The sequence below is a fragment of the Pseudomonas sp. AMR01 genome (assembly GCF_041946035.1).
GTDB classification, from domain to species: Bacteria; Pseudomonadota; Gammaproteobacteria; order Pseudomonadales; family Pseudomonadaceae; genus Aquipseudomonas; species Aquipseudomonas antarctica_B.
On sequence record NZ_JAUTYR010000001.1, the window covers coordinates 22,938 to 44,488 of the forward strand.

At 58.7% G+C, this 21,551-nt stretch carries 17 protein-coding genes and 1 pseudogene; 12 read left to right on the plus strand and 6 right to left on the minus strand.

All coding sequences use genetic code 11. The features are described from left to right. Window positions 1-13: 13 nt before the first annotated feature. On the minus strand, window positions 14-616 hold the full coding sequence (locus Q7C20_RS00100) for a cupin domain-containing protein (protein WP_375064253.1): 603 nt from the start codon (window positions 614-616) through the stop codon (window positions 14-16). 160 nt (window positions 617-776) lie between these two features. Between Q7C20_RS00100 and Q7C20_RS00105 the strand changes: the two genes are divergently transcribed. From Q7C20_RS00105 to Q7C20_RS00120, 4 genes and pseudogenes are all read left to right on the plus strand, one after another. Then, complete coding sequence (locus Q7C20_RS00105; protein ID WP_375064255.1) at window positions 777-1,472, plus strand: B3/4 domain-containing protein; 696 nt, start codon at window positions 777-779, stop codon at window positions 1,470-1,472. Window positions 1,473-1,513: 41 nt separating this feature from the next. Further along, window positions 1,514-1,924: a hypothetical protein gene (locus Q7C20_RS00110; protein WP_375064257.1), complete on the plus strand. Its 411-nt coding sequence runs from the start codon at window positions 1,514-1,516 to the stop codon at window positions 1,922-1,924. Between the two features lie 287 nt (window positions 1,925-2,211). Beyond that, window positions 2,212-2,685, plus strand: coding sequence for a hypothetical protein (locus Q7C20_RS00115; RefSeq protein WP_375064259.1), 474 nt, complete (start codon window positions 2,212-2,214; stop codon window positions 2,683-2,685). 153 nt (window positions 2,686-2,838) lie between these two features. Further along, window positions 2,839-3,024, plus strand: a pseudogene (locus Q7C20_RS00120) (hypothetical protein); the annotation flags it as partial. On the opposite strand, the gene Q7C20_RS00125 reads toward Q7C20_RS00120, so the two are convergent. Together Q7C20_RS00125 and Q7C20_RS00130 are read right to left on the minus strand one after the other, a co-directional pair. Then, complete coding sequence (locus tag Q7C20_RS00125; RefSeq protein WP_348056415.1) at window positions 3,014-3,616, minus strand: cysteine hydrolase; 603 nt, start codon at window positions 3,614-3,616, stop codon at window positions 3,014-3,016. The pseudogene Q7C20_RS00120 and the gene Q7C20_RS00125 overlap by 11 nt on opposite strands. Window positions 3,617-3,662: 46 nt before the next feature. Next, complete coding sequence (locus Q7C20_RS00130) at window positions 3,663-3,980, minus strand: hypothetical protein (RefSeq protein ID WP_348056413.1); 318 nt, start codon at window positions 3,978-3,980, stop codon at window positions 3,663-3,665. Between the two features lie 233 nt (window positions 3,981-4,213). On the opposite strand from Q7C20_RS00130, the gene Q7C20_RS00135 reads away from it, so the two are divergent. The 3 genes from Q7C20_RS00135 to Q7C20_RS00145 are packed head-to-tail and all read left to right on the plus strand — an operon-like array spanning window position 4,214 to window position 11,404. Next, on the plus strand, window positions 4,214-9,370 hold the full coding sequence (locus Q7C20_RS00135; protein ID WP_375064262.1) for an AAA domain-containing protein: 5,157 nt from the start codon (window positions 4,214-4,216) through the stop codon (window positions 9,368-9,370). Next, window positions 9,363-10,385 (plus strand): hypothetical protein, encoded by a 1,023-nt coding sequence (locus tag Q7C20_RS00140; protein ID WP_375064264.1) that lies wholly within the window; start codon window positions 9,363-9,365, stop codon window positions 10,383-10,385. The genes Q7C20_RS00135 and Q7C20_RS00140 overlap by 8 nt, the downstream gene beginning before the upstream one ends. After that, on the plus strand, window positions 10,382-11,404 hold the full coding sequence (locus tag Q7C20_RS00145; RefSeq protein ID WP_375064266.1) for a hypothetical protein: 1,023 nt from the start codon (window positions 10,382-10,384) through the stop codon (window positions 11,402-11,404). Before Q7C20_RS00140 ends, Q7C20_RS00145 begins: the two co-directional genes overlap by 4 nt. Window positions 11,405-11,490: 86 nt before the next feature. Here Q7C20_RS00145 and Q7C20_RS00150 read toward each other — a convergent pair whose 3' ends face one another. Then, a complete protein-coding gene (locus Q7C20_RS00150) occupies window positions 11,491-11,775 on the minus strand; it encodes a hypothetical protein (RefSeq protein ID WP_375064267.1) in 285 nt (94 codons plus the stop codon). 329 nt (window positions 11,776-12,104) lie between these two features. On the opposite strand from Q7C20_RS00150, the gene Q7C20_RS00155 reads away from it, so the two are divergent. After that, window positions 12,105-13,007 carry a hypothetical protein gene (locus tag Q7C20_RS00155; protein ID WP_375064269.1) on the plus strand — a complete coding sequence of 301 codons (903 nt, stop codon included), beginning with the start codon at window positions 12,105-12,107 and terminating at the stop codon, window positions 13,005-13,007. Window positions 13,008-13,069: 62 nt separating this feature from the next. On the opposite strand, the gene Q7C20_RS00160 is transcribed toward Q7C20_RS00155, so the two are convergent. After that, the gene (locus tag Q7C20_RS00160) at window positions 13,070-13,984 is read right to left on the minus strand and encodes a LysR family transcriptional regulator (RefSeq protein WP_065873157.1); all 915 of its coding nucleotides are present in this window, start codon (window positions 13,982-13,984) and stop codon (window positions 13,070-13,072) included. A 247-nt stretch (window positions 13,985-14,231) separates the two neighbouring features. Between Q7C20_RS00160 and Q7C20_RS00165 the strand changes: the two genes are divergently transcribed. From Q7C20_RS00165 to pgm, 4 genes are all read left to right on the plus strand, one after another. Continuing rightward, complete coding sequence (locus tag Q7C20_RS00165) at window positions 14,232-15,254, plus strand: zinc-dependent alcohol dehydrogenase family protein (protein ID WP_375064272.1); 1,023 nt, start codon at window positions 14,232-14,234, stop codon at window positions 15,252-15,254. Window positions 15,255-15,972: 718 nt separating this feature from the next. Then, window positions 15,973-17,406, plus strand: coding sequence for a hypothetical protein (locus tag Q7C20_RS00170; RefSeq protein ID WP_375064274.1), 1,434 nt, complete (start codon window positions 15,973-15,975; stop codon window positions 17,404-17,406). Continuing rightward, on the plus strand, window positions 17,403-18,809 hold the full coding sequence (locus Q7C20_RS00175; protein ID WP_375064276.1) for a PLP-dependent aminotransferase family protein: 1,407 nt from the start codon (window positions 17,403-17,405) through the stop codon (window positions 18,807-18,809). The genes Q7C20_RS00170 and Q7C20_RS00175 overlap by 4 nt, the downstream gene beginning before the upstream one ends. A 107-nt stretch (window positions 18,810-18,916) precedes the next feature. Then, window positions 18,917-20,563 (plus strand): phosphoglucomutase (alpha-D-glucose-1,6-bisphosphate-dependent), encoded by a 1,647-nt coding sequence (gene pgm, locus Q7C20_RS00180; protein ID WP_375064278.1) that lies wholly within the window; start codon window positions 18,917-18,919, stop codon window positions 20,561-20,563. Window positions 20,564-20,695: 132 nt separating this feature from the next. Here pgm and Q7C20_RS00185 read toward each other — a convergent pair whose 3' ends face one another. Next, entirely contained in the window at window positions 20,696-21,391 is a 696-nt protein-coding gene (locus Q7C20_RS00185; RefSeq protein ID WP_375064280.1) for a pirin family protein, read from the minus strand. Between the last annotated feature and the right edge of the window lie 160 nt (window positions 21,392-21,551).

Sequence of the window (21,551 nt, forward strand, 5' to 3'; positions counted from 1 at the left end):
AGCCTGCCAGTGCCTACTGATGCATCTCCGTCACCGACATAGTGAATACCAACCTGGATCTCCCCGCGTTGGAATAAGAATGGGGAACATCGGTTTTGGCCACTGCCGAGCTGCCCGCAGGGATGACCAACTCCGTTTCCCCTACCACGCATCTCAGCGTGCCTTTTTCCACATGAAACAGTTCAAGCGTGCCCTGAGGATGACCCTGTGAAGCGAAGGACTCGCCTGGGTGCATTTCCCAACGCCACAGCTCGATCATGTCGGGGCCGGACGTTCCAGCCAGAAGGCGCGCCGTTCCTCCCAGCTCCCCGTTCCAGAGCGTGGGGATGTCTTGACTGTTGATGATATGGGCGGATGGGGCTTCGGTCACATTGACAATGTCTGCAACGGACAAGCCAAGCGCGGCGGCGATTTTGCAAAGGATGCCGATACTGGGGTTCGCCGTACATTTCTCTATTTCGACGACCATCCCTTTGCTCACGCCTGCGCGTCGGGAAAGCTCATCCAGCGTAATCTTCTGTGCCTTGCGCGCCTGTTTGAGCGTGCGCGCGACGGCCAGGCTGACAGCTTGAGCATCAGCGCCAAGGGTAGTCGACAGGCTGGTATTCGTGGTCATTGATAAGGTTCACGCGGCAAAATGTGCCCGGATTTTCAGCCTTTATCAGCCGCTGCGTCAATCGGATCATCCGTTATAGTGGGTGATATTAGTCATTATATTGACTTTTCCGGTCGTCACTGACTAGCATGAAATGACATTCAGGTTGCTGGAGGTTTTGATGCTGTCCGTACTGCCGTTAATTGATCAAGCCGTTGCCGAGCTGGCCCCGGAGTTCCGGGCCCTGAGCATCGTGGTGGAAGCTGCGCCACTGACCCACCCTGAGGTGGCTCAGGCCGCACTGGACCGGGCTTTCAAGGCCGTGCAGGAAGGTGGGCCAAGCTGGGGAGAAGCCCATTTGGCCGCATGGGCCGAGACATTCCGAGCGTTCGGCGCCAAGCCGCAGCGCACGCCTTGTTCAGCCGAGGCACTGCGTAAACGGGTGTTACGCGACGGCAGCTTGCCGAGCCTGGACCCCATCGTCGACCTCTACAACGCAATCAGTATTGAGTACGCCATCCCGGTCGGCGGGGAAAATATTGATGCCTATGTGGGCTCCCCACGTCTGGCAATTGCAGATGGCACCGAACCTTTTGACACCATGAAAGAGGGCGCTCCTGCTTTCGAGTACCCAGACGCCGGCGAGGTTGTCTGGCGCGATGACAAAGGAGTGACCTGCCGTCGCTGGAATTGGCGACAAGGTGTCAGGACCCGTCTTGGTGCTGACGCCAAAAACATGTGGTTCATCCTGGAGAGTCTGCCGGCGATGCCGCTTGAGGCCTTGACGGAAGCGGGGGACAAACTGATCAAAGGGTTACAGCAAATGATGCCTGGCGTGCAGATCGAAAGCTCGCTGATTGGTCCTGGGGGCAATTAGTCGACAGGCCACTGCACAGCTAGACCTGTGGATTTTTAAATATGAAAAATTTTGCATATTACGCAGCGCTGCCAGATCTCATGACCCGCGAGGAGCTTGAAATGGCGTTTTCCGAGTTGTTGGATGAGTTCGAATCTAAAAAAACCGGTAGCGCGGAGCTTGTAAAGTCATTAGTGCAATTGAGTGATAGGCAGTGGCATACCTATAGTTTGTTAGACAACAGTCTTAGAGAACGAATTGAACATCGCGTGTTGTCTTTATGGGATGGTCATGATCTGGAACAGGCTGAACAGGTTATTAGCATCATGGCGAGCTTGGGGCTTGAGGCGATCAATACTTTCCTGGCCTCTCGCTCGCCTACCGACGTGTCACCGGAAGTTTTTAATGAGATTTCTCTCGCGCTCTCTGAGTTTGGTGACTCCGTATCCGACCCCTATAGTGGTGTGTCCTGAATAGCGGCGATACGGTTGCGAATAACTGCCTAGATTTCTAAGGATTATCAAGTTTTAAGTCCCTCCTGCTTGGTAGATCGGCGCAACTGAAGGCGTACTCAAGGTTGGTCAGGCGCCCGGTAACTCCCGGGTGTTCGACTTCACACCGTATTACGTTCCGGCACGCCATGACGCTGTGCCGGTCATTCAGGTGACTATGCTCGCAACAAGTTGCCAGACGGATTGATCGGAGTACAATTTTCGTCGAGCAAAAAACCTCCACGAAGCATCAGTGCAGAAGAAACTTCATGAAGATCATTAAGGTTGTAGATTCTGTCAGTTCTCCAAAGTATGAGCGTTGGAAAAGCCAATGGGCGGATCAGTCGGAGCTGGATGAGTTTTCTTATATTAGTGATGTTGTGCACCCTGAAGATGCCTTGATGTTTTGTAAAGTTTTATTCCCCGATTTTGTTTTTCACGAATCGGGTGTGTTTCTGGAAAGCAGTTTTACTTTTGAAGCATTCGCGAGTTGGATGGAAACTTGTAATAATGATGTGGTGGCCGTTGAGAAGGTTTTGAATCATCTGCATCTGTATGATGTTTTTGGAGGCTGCGGGAGTAGGGTGGAGGATGCTGTTTATGAACAGCTGTGCAGGATTGTTGCTCAGTCATGGAGGATGCTGTTGCTGAGTAAATTTCCAGAAAAGAAATTTTGTGTGCAAGCGATAGTGTCTGATCAGGAATATGGTCCAGTCGTTACTTTCTCTCAGGTCAGAGAGTAGGTTTTACCTTGCGCACGATCCAAGGTCGCATAGATCAGCACGTAGCGCGGTTACACCGCGGTCATGCGCAATGATCAGGCTGAACAGCCTGCCCGACGAAACCTATAGACTCTCAGATCGCCAAAAAAAATTTTGACTTGGCTCTAGGACGGTGGCGTGCAAATCGAAGGTTACGACCACGGTTTCCGTGTGGTTGTCGTGCGTCCGAATGATGAGCAATGGGCGCACAAAGTCCTGGAAGCCGTCGCCCGGGTGCAAGCGCAACTTGCCTGGCAACAGCGACCGCGCCGGCACAAGTTGCCTGCGCCGGTGTCTTCGGGATTCACCCTTAACGGCTGAGGGTTTCCAGGAACTGTGTGTGTTGCAGCACCTGAGAAAACATCGGCAGCGTGAATTGCTCGGCGGCCTGCTGCTGTTCGCTGGTGAAGGTTGCCGTGCAGTCGGACAAGGTGACCACGTTGTAGCCCTTCTCGTAGCCTGAACGCACCGTGCCTTCGACGCAGCAATTGGTCAGAAAACCTGCCACCACCAGGTTCTGGATGCCGTTGTTGCGCAGCACCAGGTCCAGTCCCGTCGTCGCAAAACCATCCAGCCCACGCTTGCCCTCCACTAGGATATCGCCGGCCTCGCGGCCCACACCCTCGGTGATCTCGGCCCCCCAACTGCCGGTGCGAAAAGCACTGCCATCAGCCACACCCTTCAATATTCCATAGTCGCGCGTGGTCAGCTCCGGGTAACCCTCGGCGAACTGGATCGGCAAATGGATGATCTTCACGCCCAGCTTGCGCGCCTGCTGCACCGTGGTTGCAGTGTTGGCCAGTATGTCGCCAATACGCATGACGTCTTTGACCGCATCATGAAACACCCCGCCGGGTGTGGTGAAGTCGTTCTGGAACTCGATCAGGACAAGGGCGGTGCTGTGTGGGTTCATCGTGGACCTCCGATCAATGGACCGATCAATGGATTAAAACACGTGGCTACCAGCCACCGGGAAACCATTGCCGGGCGAGCTGCACCGTTACGCGCAAGGTGTGCTGGCTTTGTTCGCACGCAAGCGCCTGTTCTTCAGGCAACGCCGGTTTGCTCCACTTTGGCTGGGTTGCCAAGCGCTGTGCATAGCTAGCTTTAAACGCAGGGCTGGCCTCGCCAGTCAGCCGCATCGCTTTAGCATAGTCCGCCTCGAGATCTTCGGGCAGCGAACCACAGGCCAGTTTGGCTTGCTGATAGCGCACGGCGTACATGAAGCCATCGGTGGGGGCTTCGTCGTAGGTGTAGCGGGAGGGTTCTGCGGCCATGGCAGTACCGGTGAGGAATAGGGCGATGAGGAGGGGGCGTCCGTGCATGGGCGGGGAAAGTCTCGGGTGGTTGACGGTGCGTTTGACCTAAACACGAGTTGTATAATATTGAACAGGTCACTCGTTAACTATACGTGCCCGGCTTGAATTGCAGCGACCAAGGCAATGGGCCATCATTGTTGGCCGCTACGAGCCATTGTTCGTATGCCGTTCGGATTTATAGGGTGTAAGAAATGTTTAGGCGTCTCATGGACTTGAGCAAGCGGTTGCGCAAGGATTTTACTGCTGTAGCGGTTTCCAAGGAACAGGTTCTGCACTCGATGGAGGTGGACCCTCAGGCAGGACCCGTCGGGAGTTTGCCCGCGAATGTGCTGGACTACTGGCACAGAGCGCTGATTGCCGATGACTTGGGTGGCCTGCAAGCCACCGATGTCCGCATCCCGGTGACAAATTTCGCGGGGCTGGCCTGGCCCAACTTCAATCTCGGTTTCGGCAAGCGTCGGGCGCTGGCACTGGGCATTCTCACTGAGCGTGCCGCAGAGGCCCGGCGAAAACAGCAAGCGCAGGCACTTGAGGCCTCAGAGGACGACGCAGAGGGTGCGCAGGAGGCGGACGAGCCGGATGACGATCCGCGTATTCCCATGGCGCTGGTGTTCCATCAAACCACCTCATCAAGCGATGAGGTCCAGGTCACGTGGCCCGACCCGGATAAAAAGCCTGCGCCGGGCGCGAAAAAAAACCGCCTCAAGCCCGACCGACTGAATATCGCGTTCTGGTTTCCTTTCGACCTGAACGACAAAAACCAAATATGCCTACCACGCGACCCCAACGATTGCCGGCCGCGTGTGGTCCGCCAATGGCTTGAACCGCAGCCACTGATGGCGGCCAACGACCTGCCGCCGGCCATTGGCCACTTCGATTGCTATCGCGACGAGCTCAAGCTATTTTTCGCGACGTTGAGCCAAAGCGCCAATTTGAGCAGTTATGTCGACGCCTGTTTTGCCTTGTTCGCCCACGTTCAAGCGGATGGGGTTGAGACGGGAATGGCGCCGATCACGGGGCAATGGGTCGCGGTGCCGCGACAGCCTGGCTATGCAACACGTGCGCTCGCCAACATCTATGAAGCGATCCCCAATGCGCCGTCCATCGGCGCACTGGAGCAGCTCATAGGCGCCGGACGACACCGTTCGGCTGTCCAGGCAGGCGGCATGGCAGCGCCGCAGGTGACGATCCGGCACGTGGCCATGGTCGATAAGGCCACACACCTCGACAAGCCAGACGTCAATCGCGGCGCAGACCCCTTGAACGAATCGCAGCGCCGCGCATTGCACGCCCTCGGCCGGTTGGGTGAGCAGGTCGGGGTGGTTGCGGTCAGTGGGCCGCCGGGCACTGGGAAGACGGCCATGCTGCGTGCGATGATCGCCAACCAATGGGTGTTGGCGGCTTACGATAATCGCGAACATTGCCCCGTCACGTTTGTGTGCGGGGCGACCAACCAGAGTGTCGAGAATGTGATGGGCACGTTCAATGGTGCCGTAGGCAGGAAGCATGCCCTGGCACGTCGTTGGTTGGACCCTACGGGCAAGCCACTATTGGGTTTCACCGCCAGCGCACCGTCCAAGGCCAAGGGGAAAACCCATCGCAGCAAGTTCACCACGCTTGAGATCCGGCAAAAGCAGTTGCGCATCTTGGGCGTCGGGTCCTCCAGCCTCAAGCAATCGTACGAAGACGGTGTTGCGGCAGCCCTTGCTTTGGCGCGGCACTTTGAAGATGCCTTCCGCGAGCTGCCAGAGTTGTTCAATGCGTTGTTTAGCGTTGAGCAGAAACATCAGGTCAGTGATGCCACGCGTTTTATCTATCTCATGCAGAAGAGTGCTTCGACAACGCCTACGGCGTCGACCCTCTGCGAGCACTTGAACACGCTGACCCAGGTATTGCGCAGTGGGTTGGCCTCGGCAATCGAGCGCCAGGCTGACATCGACGCGTTGATCGAGCCCGGTGAGCTGGCTGCGCGCTTTCCCAGTGAGGCATGGTCATCTTCCTGGGCCATCGACATCCTCGCGGATTTGCGTGTGGCCGCAACCCCTGAGGCGCGCCAGGCGCAGCAGCAGAAATTGCTGGACGTGGTGTGGCGGCCGATTATTTTCCAGTTGGCCGCGCGTTACTGGGAGACGCGTTGGCTGGCCAGTGTGATCGCAACCCCCGAGCCTGGCAGCCGAAAGAACGCACTCAGGCACGCAGCCATGCTGTTTCCGTGCATTGTCGCCACCTTGCATAGCGCCCCACGGTTACTGGGAGAGGGCCGTAGGCCGCTGTTCGCGTTCCTGGATTTGCTGATTATCGATGAGGCGGGGCAAGCTGCGCCGGAGCTGGGTGTGCCGGTGCTTAGCCTGGCTAAAAAAGCCGTGGTGGTCGGCGATATGAAGCAGCTCTCCCCCGTGTCTTCGGTAACACCCGAGGTCGATGCGCGCCAGGTGCAGGACCGTTGGGCCGATCCGTCGTCTTTGGGCGCCTTGCTCGTGCGTGGCGCGGACTCCGCCACGGGTTCAATCATGAAGCTTGCCGCAACCGGGGCATCGTTTGCCGAGGCCATGCCGGACGGACGGCTACGGGACGGGCTGCTCCTGCGGGAGCACTACCGTTGTGCAGAGTCGATCATCAATGTGTGTATCGATTTGCTGTACCACGATCACGACCGTGATGCCGAGGGCGGGTTGCTCAGCAAAGAGTTGGAACCCAAAGTGCCCAACCCGCTGGCAGGGCTGTTCGCGGATGCCGAGTTGCCCTTGCTCGAGGGCGAAGCTGAAATGCAGTTGCGCAAACGCATGAAGGCAACGTTTCCGCTACCGCCGCTCGGGTTCTATCAGACCGGTGGCCCGAACGATGAGCCCTGCAAAGGCGACTCATGGTCCAACCCTGGAGAAGCCAATGCCATCGTGGACTGGCTTAAAGAGCACGGACCGCGCCTGGCGAAGTGGGCCGCCAGGGTCGAAGGCCACCCGGAGCAGCCGATAGGGTTGGAAAAACTTGTCGCGGTCGTCACGCCATTTCGAGGCCAGGTCGAAGCGATAAAGCGTCGGGTGCGCGAAGAACTCGACCCGGATGACGCTGACCTGAGTGAGCGTTTGACCATCGGCACGGTTCATACCCTTCAAGGGGCGGAGAAACCTGTGGTGTTGTTCAGTGCCGTGAATCGGGAAAGCCGCGCCAGCCGTCGAACCGATACCAATCATCGTGAGCGGGTGTTTATCGATCGTGACGATGGGCGTCTGCTCAACGTAGCGATCAGTCGTGCGCAGAAAAGCTTCATTATGTTTGGCCATTCCGATCTGTTTTTTTCCCAGCAGGCGATGGACCCGAACAACGATTTGCCTTCTGCTGTGGTAGGACGATGCTTGGCCGGTGTGCGTGAGCCAGAGCATGAGCGGCTCACCTGCGCCCCGCGGGTGCCAGCGTGCAAGCTCGGTCCCGCCACGCTGATGGTTGTCGAATCCTTGCACAAGGCGAAAATCATCCAAGAGCTGGTACCTGGCGGTACTCAGGTGTTCGGTTGTGGCGGTCATATTCGTGACCTCCCAGGCCCCGGTGCGATCAGTTGGCGTGATGGGCTCAAACCGCACTGGCAATTGAGCGAGCGCGAGGGCAGTGACCTGGCGGCGTCCCTACGCAATACCGGCAGCCGTTTACTGCAATGCACTGAGCTGGTGTTGGGGACGGACGATGATGCCCAAGGCGAAGCGATCGCTTGGCACATGATCCAGGTACTCAAGGAAGCACCGTGGTTCATGCATATTCAGAGGGTGCGTCGGGTAAGGTTTCATGCATTGACCACCCCCGAAATGGCCCGATCATTTGAGGAGGGTCGGTGTGTACAGGTCGAGGGCGCTACCGCCGACGAGCGAGCTGGCAGCGCTTGCAGGGCCTTGAATATGGGCTTGGCATATGGAGCCATTGCCCAGCGGGTGCTGGACAACCTCATCGGCTCGGTCTACATGCGTCACGGTATTGTCGGAGGTGGACGGGTCAAGGGGCCCTTGCTCAGGGTACTGGCGGGCCATGGTGACTCCCCGGGGTTACCCGGTAAACGGTTGGGTGTCGCGATAAACCTGAACGTGAACGATACCCTCGTGCCGGCTCGCTTGATGGTGCGGCGCGGCAGCGAAGCCTGGCGCGCGTGGGGCAGTGACCGCACAGAGAGCGTTCACACCTTGATCGACCAACTGAGCGACGCGATGGTTTCACCGACACCTTGCCTGCTCGAGCATGAGGACTTGCTGCTGGCACCTGCTCAAAGCCTGGGCACTAACCTGGTCCTGCAAGAGGCGTTCAGGCGATTTGGCTGGATGCCGTCGAGCACCATGAGCACGTTGCAAAAACTGTATGAGATGCGCGAGGGGCAGGACGAGCCCGAGTCAGCACCGAACGACAATGGTTGGGCTGCATTGGATGCGCAGGGGCGCTTGTTCCTGACCGAGTCCGGACGGCGCCAGGCAGATAAGGTGCTGAACAACCCTTGGCTGAACACAATCAGCGCCAATGCGTTGTTGATGGCCTTCGACGATGCTCTGACTCACCTGTCCCAATTGCCGGATGCAGGGGAGGCGGACTACCTTGCGTTCGTGCACACCTGGGCGGCGCAGTTTGATGATCAGTGCGGCGCGCAGCCGGTTGCGGGCCCCCATGCACCAACGGTCGATGCGCAAGGCGCTGAGGTCGCGCTGTTTTCCCAGCAGCCCGCCGTCGAGCTGAATACGTGGGGCGCGCCTGCCGGTTCGCCTTCACCCGCTGAGGCCGAGCAGCACGACGATGATCCCGCGCCTGGCGCGCAAGCCCACCCGGTTTCGGACGGCGGCCGCAGCGGTGCCCACGGAGCACTGGTGCCTCTGGACATCAGCCTGGAGGGCGACAGCCCCAAGATGGCCGCGCTTACCCCGAGGCAGCGGCAACTTTACGACCTGATGTCCAAACTGATGTTGGCCTCTTCCCTGCGAGATGGACAGTTTCAGACTGTACGCCGGATTTACCCCCTGACGTGGCCGGGTAAACCGGCTGTCCGGCAGGTTGAAATTGGTGTCGAGGTGATAACGGGCAAGCCGGGCAGCTACCCAGGTTGGTTTGCGCTGGACCCCGATGGCCTGCACCAGCACACGCGCAATTGGGCGTCGGCAGAGATGGAGGCAGTGCTCGATGAGCAAAGTCCTCGCTTGCAAGTGGTAGTGCAAGACCACGGCATACGCACCCGCTCGCTGCTTGAGCCGACAGTCGATCATTTATTGGCGTGGATGCAAGCGCGTGGACACGGTAGGCCCTCGACGTTCGGCAAGCACATCGATGATCTGGTACGTGGCAATGCGTCGAACACGCGCGCGGAGGGCACTGCCGATGAATAGCAGTTTTGCCTCCATGACCCTGATGCGAAACGCCTATGAGGCCGCATTGCGCGACCCCTCGGACGCAGTTGCCCAGGCAGCGTTCGTCGCTGCGCACCAAGCGCAACAGCACACTTTCGTTGACTCATTCGACGTCGCGGGCATTACCTACCCGCGTACTGATGGGCACACACTGAGTGAGCGTGAAGCGCGCGAGGTGATTTCCAGAATCCTGTCCAACCCGGCGTACAGCGTATCGGACCTGCGGCCCAGCGTCATTGAAGCGGCCTACCCGCTACAGGCAGACGTGCTGCGTGCGGAAATCGAAGCCACGGTCGCGTTGGCCAATAAAATCAATGGGCTCGACTGGCGCACCGACGCGCTCGATGCGAGCACCAAGCAAGCGATGCGTGAACTGCTACGCATGCCCACCTTGGCGGGCGGCTACAAAATCATTTCCCAGGTCAAGTCCGCGGCCAACGCCCAGGTGTTGAATATCTACCGTGGCTACGATGCCGATCACTTGATCCCCGACAAGGCACTGCGTGGGTCACTGCACAGGGGGCAGTCTTTCAGCCTTGACCAGAGCTACGCGACGTTTATGCAGGATTCACAGAACAGAGGATCGCAGCATAAATTTGTGACGGACGCCCAGAAACACACACGCAAACGGCTGCGCGGCGATCCGACACTGCCCGCGAAAAACCCAACGACCGGCGAGTACCTGGAGCATGTGCTTGAGTGGATGACCCATGTGTATACCACCGCGGATCTGGGTGTGGATGTGGCCGTCAGGAACAGTGGCCTTGCCAACTCGGATGAATTCAAACGTTTCAACGTCAAAGGTTTTGCCTTGGCGCAGGCGGGGTTCATGACGTGGAATGAACGCAAAAGTGTCGGCCGCGCGGTCGCCATGGTGCTCCTGATTGAGGCGCGTGAGTTCTACACGGCGGCCGGCTGGCCCATGGACAGGGAGTTGCCTTTGTTCTACGACGTACCTTCTACAGTGACCCAACAACCGGTGCCAGTGACATGAGCGACAACATAAACCCATCAACACCCGCCCATCACGCCCGGCGCTACCAGCTTGCCGACCTGACAATGGCCGCCGGGGTGCCCTGGTTTGCCGTGCACGTGTCGGGCGAAAGCGGTCATACATCGTCCTGGATTATCAGGGGGGAACTGGACGGTGAGCATTTACGCCTGCAACCACAGGTTTGGGTGCCAGATGCCATCCAGGCCATCGTCAGTGATAGCGACGGCCAAGTCTGGGCGATCACTAGCGAAGATGAGCTGGTCACCAACACCGACCTTGGACAGGTGGCTGGATGGCGGCAGATTACGTCCCATCCACAGCTCAACGCGCGCGATGAGTGGTACTCCCGCACACTGGGTTATGTGGCCACGGATGGCCAGAACGTCGAGCTTGCTGAATGCCTGTGTTGGGCGAGCGATGGCTTGTTGATCGGTACTTTCAGCCGCCGGTTGTATCGTTGGACATCGGGCGATGTTGCTCGCCTTGAACACGACGATCACGTTGTCGGAACGCTGGGTGGTGTCAACAACATTGTCCAGACGCAAGACGCAATATACGCGCTGGGGTATGCGGGCCTGATCCTGCGTCGGCCGGTGGGCGGGACCTGGCAGCGAATTGATGGACCATGGCCGACTGAGGCCAGCGCGTTCATCAATATGATCGCCGGTGTCGAAGGTCCGAGAGGGGAATTGTGGGCCATTGCGGCGGGCGGTTCGGTCGTCAGCGTTGCGGGTGACATGACCCGCACCATTGCACAAGTACCCGGTGAGCCTCTGGGCATCACCCGGTTCCAGCGCCAGTGGTTCGTGTCGACCCTCGACGGTTGCTACGAACTACCGGGGGATGGTGACACGGTCCTGATCAAGCGCGATATTTTGATGGGTAAATCGATTGATGCCGGGAACTGCCTGATTGCTGTCGATGCCGAGCCACAACACGCCGATCACGCGCAGGTCCACCTGTGGTTGCGCACCAGAAACCGCGATGCTTGGCTGCGCCCAATCATTTGCCGGGCCTGATTGAGGCGTTAAGGCGCAAGCGCGCGGGGATACGGGCCTGCTTTCGAGGCGCAAGCCCGTGGTTTCACCTGGTCGGCCAGGCAGGCTCAATTGGTTTGTGGGCCGCGCCCGCGATGCGCGGTGATGCGGCTGTAAATGTTGGGTGCAGTGACCTCCATTTCTTTGCTGATCTCCGGGACTGAGTAGCCTTTGTCATAGAGATGTTGCAAGAAAGCGTCTTGGTCTCGCCGGGCAAGCTGGCCGTAAAAGCCGCGACTTCTTTCTTTCTGGATGCCTGAAAAAAACCAAACATAGGCACCTCTGTATTCGACTCGCGTCATGTTGATGGTGTGAGGAGAAGGCGTGGCTTGGGCCGCTCCTTCTGTATGCAAGCCCCTTGTAAACCCCGGATTTTGAGTCTGAGTGAGCTAGCCGGTTGCAGGTTATTCACTCTGCTGCTTATCGGCCATCCCAACCTGGGTAGCATCCAGCATGGTGTGATTTATGCGAACGGACGAATACACGGATGACGAAGTCGAGACAAAGGACAAGTGGGACAAACTGTCCTGGATTGAGCTCGCTAAGCGCAAAGAGCGCTTGGTAACCGGGGATGCACACCGGATGCTTGTTCAATTGCATGATCAAATAGCCCAGGCCATCTATACCCCCGGCCAAGTAATGGATGAGCCCATCGAAGGCTTAAGGGGGGCTGCGATCCTTTTTGGACGCGTTTCAGTGGCAGTACGACCCGGCTGATGGGGTTGAAGACGAACACCAGGCTCAGCTGTTGCGGGACACGATGAATCGCTTCGAAAGCCAGATTGATGAAGTTTGGTCAAGGTTGCAGTTCACGCGGGGCTTCCGACTTGCCGACCTGGCCGTAGAAAACGAACTTGAGCTGATGTGGAATTGGTGGGTATTCATCAACTCTTCAGCCGGGCGTGAGGAAATGGGTATCACCACCGGAAAGTTCTCATACCATGGCAAGCAGAGCCGAATGGACGAGGACCATGAGCCGCCACGGATGATTGAGGTCCATAGGTTCTATAACCGCCCCGGGCAGTCTCCCATCCCTGTTTCCAATCGCAGTGTCAGGAGCTTCACCACTGACGTTGATGAAGTGATCATCAACGGCAAACGGGTCACCGATAGTGTAATTGTGGTGTTTGACTCCGAAACTCCAGCGCCATCCAGAAGGGAAATCGTGAACGCCGCTTATTCCGGCAGAGGAATGATTCGTGCACGGCGTATAGCGGATGCCCGTGCAAAAGGCGATTACGCCAGACTGCAAAGGTTGCTCGACGAACCGTCGCCGGCCACGGATTTTGTCGACTTATTCGAGCCTGTGCAGGCGCATAAATTGTTCAAGACACTCACCAGCGTTGCGCCGTTGATTCGAGGCTATTCGCCTGGGATCTTCACCATGACCAGGGACTCAGCAAAGCGCAGGCCTGCCGAGTTACGGCGGAAAAACTACCTGGAATGGGCACTACCCCACGCAGCGTCAACAATGCGCTTATCTCGGTGGGAGAAAAGATCAACGGCTACCAACCCGAGCAATTGCCTTGGATTTCTCAACGCCTTGGCGATTGAGGGTTCCGTCGCCGCAACCCGGTCGCGTTGAGCTATGCAGCGCCGTTTGAGCGCTGCAATACCCCACCAGCCGCACAGCCTGCCCGACGACCCCTAAAGACTCTCAGGATCGCCAAAAAACATCTGAATCCGCGACCGCAACCACCGCTCTCCCGGATCATTGTCCTGCGACCCGCGCCACGCCATGTGCAACTCGAACGAGCGCACGGGCAGCGGCGGGTCTTCAGCGCGCAAACCGCCTGCCGAGGTCAGCGCTTCCGCTGCGTAGTCCGGCACGGTGGCGAGGATGTCAGTGCCCGCCAGCAGCGTGCCGAGGCCATTGAACTGCGGCACGGCCAGCACCACGTGGCGTTTGCGGTCGAGTTTTTCCAACTCTTCATCAATAAACCCGCTCAGGTCACCCGCGAAGGACACCAGGGCGTGCGGGCGCGCGCAGAAGTCATCCAGGCTCAATGAACCCGGCACGCTGTCGGCGCGCAGCAGTTTGGGCAGGCTGCGGCGCAATACCTTGCGCTTGGCGTTGGCCGGAAGGTCGGCGGTGTAGCTGACGCCGATGGAGATTTCGCCGGAGGCCAGCAGGCCGGGCATCAGGATGTAGTTGACGCGGCGCACCACCAGCACGATGCCCGGGGACTCGGCGCGCAGGCGTTTGAGCAATTGCGGCAACAGGGCGAACTCGACATCGTCGGACAGGCCGATACGGAATACCGCGGTGCTGGTGGCCGGGTCGAATTCAGCTGCGCGGCTGACGGCGGTGGAGATCGAGTCCAGGGCCGGGGAGAGCAGGGCAAAGATTTCCACGGCGCGGGCGGACGGTTCCATGCTGCGCCCGGTGCGTACGAACAGCGGGTCATCAAACAACCCACGCAGGCGCGACAGGGCCGCGCTGATGGCTGGCTGGCCAAGGAACAACTTCTCGGCGGCGCGGGTCACACTGCGCTCGTGCATCAAGGTTTCGAATACGATCAAGAGGTTAAGGTCGACACGACGCAGGTCGTTACGGTTCATCTTGTGTCCTGGAAGAGTCAGCAAACTTGACGAGATCGGCCATATAGAAGCGATGACCAGCATGAATCTTACGGGGAAAGGCTGGTACTCTGCACAAGATAATTGAGTTTTCCTACAGCACTTGAGGTTTATCCCTCAGTTGCGGAATCAATGACATGCATGTCGACTATTAACGGCGACCGGTGGTCTTACCTGGAAAGCCCAGATAGAGTTCATGGCATTAGAGGTTACTTTGACGAGGTTTGCGATGTCCCGCACGATTCGTTTTCACAAGTTTGGTCCGGCCGAGGTGCTCAAGTGCGAAGAGCACGCAGCCGCGCAGCCTGCACCCGGCGAAGTGCAGGTGCGTGTCGATGCGATTGGCATCAGCTGGTACGACGTTCTGTGGCGCCAGAACCTGGCGTCCTCCCATGCACGCTTGCCCTCCGGCCTTGGCCATGAGATGGCCGGGGTGGTTATTGCCCTCGGCGACGGCGTGGATGACCTGGCAGTGGGCGATAAAGTGGCCAGTTTTCCGGCCGAGAGCCCTAATGATTACCCGGTGTATGGCGAACAAATCGTCCTGCCCCGTTCGGCCCTGACCCGTTATCCGGACGTCTTGAGCCCGATTCAGGCCAGCGTGCACTACACGCCGCTGTTGATTGCCTACTTTGCCTACATGGACCTGGCGCGGGTCAAACCCGGCCAGTTTGCGCTGGTGACCGACGCCAGTCACTGTGCCGGCCCCTCGTTCGTGCAACTGGGCAAAGCCCTGGGTGTGCGGGTGATTGCGGCTACCAAGGACGCCTCGGAGCGCGAGTACCTGCTGTCCCTGGGCGCGGAAAAGGTCATCGTCACCGAAGAGCAGGACCTGTTGATGCAAATCAACAAGTTCACCGACAACCGTGGCGTTGACGTGGTGTTCGATGGCTTGGGCGGCCCGCAGATGTCGTTGCTCGGTGACGTGCTGGCACCCCGTGGCAGTCTGGTGCTCTATGGTCTGCAAGGCGGTAACCAGACGCCATTTCCGGCCTGCGCGGCGTTCCAGAAGAATATTCAGTTCTTCGTGCACTGCATTGGTAACTTCACCGGTAAACCCGAACTGGGCATCATCCAGGATCAGGTGGCGATGCAACGTGCCCTGCGTGACATCAACCAACTGACGGCTGATGGCGTGCTGGTGCCGCTGAAAACCACGGTGTTTCCGTTCAGTCAGTTCGTCGAAGCGCACCGTTATATGGACGAATGCCCGTGCCGCGAGCGCGTTGCGTTGCAGGTTGAAGCTGTTTGAGATGTAGGAGTATTCGCAAACGGACCGTCCAACCCCTTGGCGCATGGGGTAAATGCGCCATTTGGCATGACTTAAACCGCGTGCCACCTCACGCGCAGAGTCATTCCTCAATCCTGTAAACGATACCTTCCTTCCAGACGCCGCCCTGAATCCCAGCGCGGCGTCTTTGTGCGCGTGTCATCCGTGCACTGCCTGATATTTATCTGAACTGGTTTTAGGCCGGCTTCTGTATCTGTTAATCATTATTGCAGCCCCGATAATTGGCACTTCATGTTCATCTCAAGGACTGAGAAATGATTGAGTGCTTGATAGTGCTGCAGGCAATTCCTGCCATCCACAGTAACTGCAATGCACGGCCCCGAGGACATGGGCGCCTTCAGAAAGGGTTTCAAGATAGAGGTGGGCGAGGAACACTGCGTCGCGTTTTTTATTTGTCGGAAGGATCTTATTGTTGCCAGTTAAATAGGTGTAGGAAGTTGTCAGAACGTTCCTAGGAAGGCATTCGCTACTGGCTTTAAGGCCCGTCGCAGAGCCTTCGTGCGCCGTGAGAATTCGGTGTTGGCCAAGTAAGCAGCCAATATCTTTTTGTTGCGGGATGCTAATGTTGACTTATCGCGATGACACTGCGCCTGAGCGACCTTTCTCACCGCCGTAATACAGCGAGCAAATACTCTCAGCAGTTGCTTGAAACTGATACTTCAACTCAGGTAGTAGAACAATGAGCGCTATTCACGACCAGGCTATGAATTATGTTTACCAGCAAGTTTTGCAACGGTTGGTCGGGCATTTCAATCGGACAGAACGCACTGCACTTCAACTGTTGATCCAGCGCATTGTTGTGGCGGCGGGCGGAATGGAGCAGATGGGCGATTACAAAATACTGGTGGCCCACGGCGGCGGTGAAGTCAGCAGCTACACCCTGGCGCTGCTGCGCGCCGCACAATTGACCATTGCCGCTCGGGCGCCGAGGACATTTCACCTGCGGGTGGCCACGTTGCGCCACGCCAGCATGACCCAAGGCACCCTCGATACGCTTCATCGTGGCTACAGCCGGCTGTTTTTCCATGATGATCCGCGTGTCGAGCTGCTGATGGTGGAATATGGCCAGGTGCTGCCTTTCAATCACCAGCGCCCACCGTCTACCACTGGCCGAGAAACCACGCAGCGCAACAGGCAGATGGTCGGCCACCTGACCTCCGGTGATATTCGCGCAACCCTGTGTAACGACACCTACCTGGCCCTTGGGGATTTTTACCAGCGCGTCACCGCCTGGAACGGCGGGGTGCATGCCGTGGTCAGCGGCGACTCTGTGCGCAAGCAAAGCCAGTTCCTTGCCTGGTTGAAAAAGACCGTCCAGACAACAGGCGTCGAGGTTACACAGGACCGGCCTGCTTCGCTCAATGGCGTGTTCACGCGCATGGATCAATGGAGCGACGACTTCTACCGTGGCCTGTACGGCGAACACTTCACCCCGAAGGCCGACAGCAGCCCCGGCGGTCACCGGCACTTGGCTTACATCGGGATCGCGGACCTGTTGAAGGGAATCGACCGCAACAACACGCCATTGCTCGCGGAGTTCATGGACTACGCCCCCGACCCGCTGGGCTTTCACTTCAGTCATCCGGCCTTTGCCAACCCGCTGTTGATGGCCCACCTTCGCGGCCTGCAAGCTGAATGCCTGCGAGCGCGGGACTATGAAGAGGGCGTCGAAGGCTTTCTTTTTCAGGCGTCGACCTACCTGCGCCAGCTGCACCTCCCGGACGACGCGATGACTCAGGCGGTCAGTCGTGAAGGGCGAGCATTGTCCGTAACGCGCGCCCAGGATTTTTTTGGCCTGGATCAAAGCCAGCTGATCTGCCTGTTGTTTTCACCCTTTATTCATCACGGCGAACGGCTGGAAGGCTACTTGCGCCAATGCTGCCCCGGCATGCTGGTAGCACTGCCCGAACTGCACAAGGTGCTGCAGGGCAAGCCGGCCGCCGAGATGCTGCAGCAGTGGCTGACCGACGCCAGTGGGTTGCCGTTGCCGTTGCTTCAGCACCTGTACCACAAACGGCCGATGAATCTTGACCCGGTGCGTGTCGCCCGTAGTGATCACGACTTAAGCTCAATGGGCGACGCAGACATGGCCTTCCAGCTGTCCGGACAATGATATCGCGCGGGGCGAGACAGGCAGGTTTCGCCTATCAGGCGGTGTATCGCTACATGATTAACCTGATAAACGAGGTCGGTACGCAGAACCGCGTAAAGCTGCCGTCTTTGCGCCAGTTATCTCAGCGGTTGAACGTATCGATTTCGACCATCCAGTACGCCTATTCGCTGCTGGAAAAAGAGGGTCGGGTGTATTCGGTGGCCAAGTCGGGCTATTACGCCTGGCCCCTCGCCGAGAGTCCCGAAGCGTTGCCGAGTGGGGACTTGCTCGAAGGCCTCTACCTCGCCGCTCGCCGGCCGGGCATGGTGGTGCTCAGCGGCGATGAACCGGCGTTGCTGGCGTCGCTTGACAGCACCTTGTTGCGATTGGAGCGGGAGTTGCTTCGCCAGTATCCGCACCCGGTGCAGCCGTGGTCCCAGCCTTGCGGTGTATGGGAGCTGCGGGCAGCGCTGGCGGCGCGCTACACCACCTCACCGACGCAGTGCTGGCACGCCGACGACGTCTACATCGGCGCCGACCTGCGCGGCGTGCTTGAAATGCTGATTGAGGTGCTGGGCCTCAAGGGCGCCTCGGTGATCGTCGAGTCGCCGTGCGACTGGCTGATCCTGCGCCTGTTGCAGGACGCCGGGGTAAAAATCATCGAGCTGGAACTGACGGCCGATGGCGGCCTGGATTTGATGCGGCTGGAAGGCTTGCTCCGTGATGAACCGGTGCAGGCGTTGCTGCTCTCACCCCTGATCTGCCTGCCGTCGGGGGTTGTGCCGCCTGCGTGCAACCCGCTGGAGGTGGCGCAACTGCTCGAGCGTTACGGCTGCTGGTTGCTGGAAAACGACAGCCGCAGTGAGTTGAATTTCAACCCGGCACACGTCGCGCTGCGCGACCTGGTTAACCCTGAGCGCTTGGTGGTGTTTTCCTCCTTCGAGAAAATTCTCGGGCCAGAAGCGCCCCACGGGTATGTGCTGTGCCGGCCCATGAGCAGTGAACTGCAGCGCCAGTTCCTGCTGCGCTCGTTCCGGTTGTCGTCGATTCGCCAGCGCGCCATCGCGCGTCTTTATCACAGCGGGCGAATCGACCAGCACTTGCGTGCCCTGCGCCAACGGTTGCGTGAGCAGGCCGAAACTGTAGGCGAGCGGCTCGACCAGCACCTGGCGGGCCTGGTCAGCTATACCATGCCCACCGGCGGGGCAACGTTCTGGCTGAAGTCCACCCGCACCGTGGACATGCGCCAGGTATTCCAGCATTTGCTGGCCCGGCAGGTGGTCGTAGCGCCCGGCGAACTGTTCAGCATCAGCGGCCTGCATCGCCAGCACCTGCGCGTGAGCCATGGGTTTCAGGGGCAGCCGGAGCTGGACAGGGCACTGGCGGCGGTGGGCGAGGCGCTGCGTCAGGCGCAGTTAGGCTGAGCGCCTGAAATTTCTCTATCTGCTGTAGGATCGATACCGTCGCGCAGCAGTCCAACTCTCAGTAAACTGGTTCTTTTTTTCCAAATCCTTCTTTTCGAGGTTTATGCATGACAATCAGTCCTTTTGCGGGCAAGCCGGCGCCAGCTCAGTTGCTGGTGGATATCCCGCGACTGGTGACGGCCTATTACACCGGCCAGCCTGATGCAGCGATCTCCACCCAACGCGTGGCCTTTGGTACGTCCGGGCACCGTGGCAGCTCGTTCGAGCTGAGCTTCAACGAATGGCACGTGCTCGCCATCAGCCAGGCCATCTGCCTGTACCGTGAAGCCCAAGGTATCAACGGCCCATTGTTCGTCGGCCTGGACACCCATGCGCTGTCGACACCCGCCGGTGCGAGCGCCCTGGAAGTGCTGGCCGCCAACGGTGTGCACGTGATGCTGGCCGAAGGCGATGAATACACGCCGACCCCGGCGATTTCCCACGCCATCATTTGCTACAACCGTGGCCGTACCAGCGGCCTGGCGGACGGCATTGTCATCACGCCGTCGCACAACCCGCCACAAAGCGGCGGCTACAAGTACAACCCACCCAACGGTGGCCCGGCCGACACCCACGTCACCAAGTGGATCGAAGCCAAGGCCAACGAACTGCTGGCGAACAAGCTGGCCGGGGTCAAGCGCATCACCCATTCCCAGGCGCTCAAGGCAGACACTACCCACCGTCATGACTACCTCAACACTTATGTGGCAGACCTGGGCAATGTGATCGACATGGACATCATCCGCAGCGCTGACCTGCGCCTGGGCGTTGATCCGCTGGGCGGAGCAGGGGTGCGCTACTGGTCGGCCATTGCCGAACATTACCGTTTGAACCTGGACGTGGTGAACACCGAAGTCGACTCCACTTTCCGCTTCATGAGCGTGGATTGGGACGGCCAGATTCGCATGGACCCGTCTTCCAGCTATGCCATGCAAGGGTTGATCGGCCTCAAGGACCGTTACGACGTGGCCTTCGCCTGTGACCCGGATCACGACCGCCACGGCATCGTGACCCCGTCCGGCGGCCTGTTGGCGCCGAACAATTACTTGGCAGTGTCCATCGATTACCTGTTCCAGAACCGCCCGCAATGGCGCGCCGACGCGGCCGTGGGCAAGACCGTGGTCAGCAGCGGCCTGATCGACCGCGTCGCTGCGCGTATCGGTCGTCGCCTGTTTGAAGTGCCGGTTGGCTTCAAATGGTTTGCGGACGGTTTGTTTGAAGGTTCACTGGGCTTTGGCGGTGAAGAAAGCGCCGGTGCCTCGTTCCTGCGTAAAGACGGCAGCGTCTGGAGCACCGACAAGGACGGCCTGATCCCGGCCTTGCTCGCAGCCGAAATGACCTCGCGCAAAGGCCAGGACCCAAGCCAGATCTACCGTGGCCTGACCGATGCCCTGGGCGAGCCGTTCGCGATTCGCGTAGATGCCAAAGCCACACCCGCGCAGAAAGCCTTGCTGGGCAAGCTGTCGCCGGAGCAGGTCACCAACACGCAACTGGCCGGGGAAAGCATCCAGCAAATCCTCAGCCACGCGCCGGGCAACAACCAGGCGATTGGCGGCTTGAAAGTGATGACCGAAAACGGCTGGTTCGCCGCACGGCCTTCCGGTACCGAAGACATCTACAAGATCTACGCCGAGAGCTTTATGGGTGAAGATCACCTCAAGCAACTGGTGGAAGAGGCGCAAGTGCTGGTAGACGGCGCAATCAGCGCCAACTGACCCTAAAAACGACGTTTGAAATGTGGGAGCTGGCTTGCCTGCGATGGTGGCACCTCGGTATTACAGACATACCGTGGTGCCACCCTCGCAGGCAAGTCAGCTCCCACAGATTGATTGGGGCAAGGCTACAGCTCAGGCCAAATCGACCAACACGATCTCGCTGTCTTCAACCGCCGTCACCCGCAACACGCGCTCATCCTCAACCGCCACGCCGTCTCGCGCTTGCGCACGCAAGCCATTAACTTCAATCACCCCCGTCGCCGGCACCAAATACGCCCGACGCCCGCTGTCCAGCCGATACTCGGCACTTTCCCCGGCTTTCAAATTAGCCGCCACCAGGCGTGCATCTGCCCGAATGCGCAGGCTTTCGCTGTCACCGGCCTTGCCGCTGGCCAGGGTCACAAAACCCTCGCGATCACCTTTTGGAAACGGCTTGGCACCCCAGGAAGGCGGCAACCCGGCTTCATTCGGGATAATCCAGATTTGAAAGATTTTGGTTGGCGTGGCCTCCAGGTTGTACTCACTGTGAGCAATCCCGGTGCCTGCGCTCATCACCTGAACGTCGCCGGCTTCAGTGCGGCCTTTATTGCCCAGGTTATCGGCGTGGCTGATAGCGCCTTCACGCACATAGGTGATGATTTCCATGTCGCGGTGCGGGTGCTGCGGAAAACCGGTGCCGGGCGCGATAATGTCGTCGTTCCACACCCGCAGGTTGCCCCAATGCATGCGCTTGGGGTCGTGGTACTCGGCGAACGATAAGTGGTGATGGGCGTCAAGCCAGCCGTGATGGGCGCCGCCCAAGGTGTTGAAAGGTCGAAGTTCAAGCATGATCGTCTCCTGTGGATGGTGACCATGATCCAGCAGTGCAAGATCGATAAAAAGCGTAAAAAATGCCGGGTTACTATCCAGTAATTCGATTGGTAAGTAGCGTTTTGACTTTCACTTCATCGCCTAACTGTATGACGCGAAAGTAATTGGCTGGAACTTG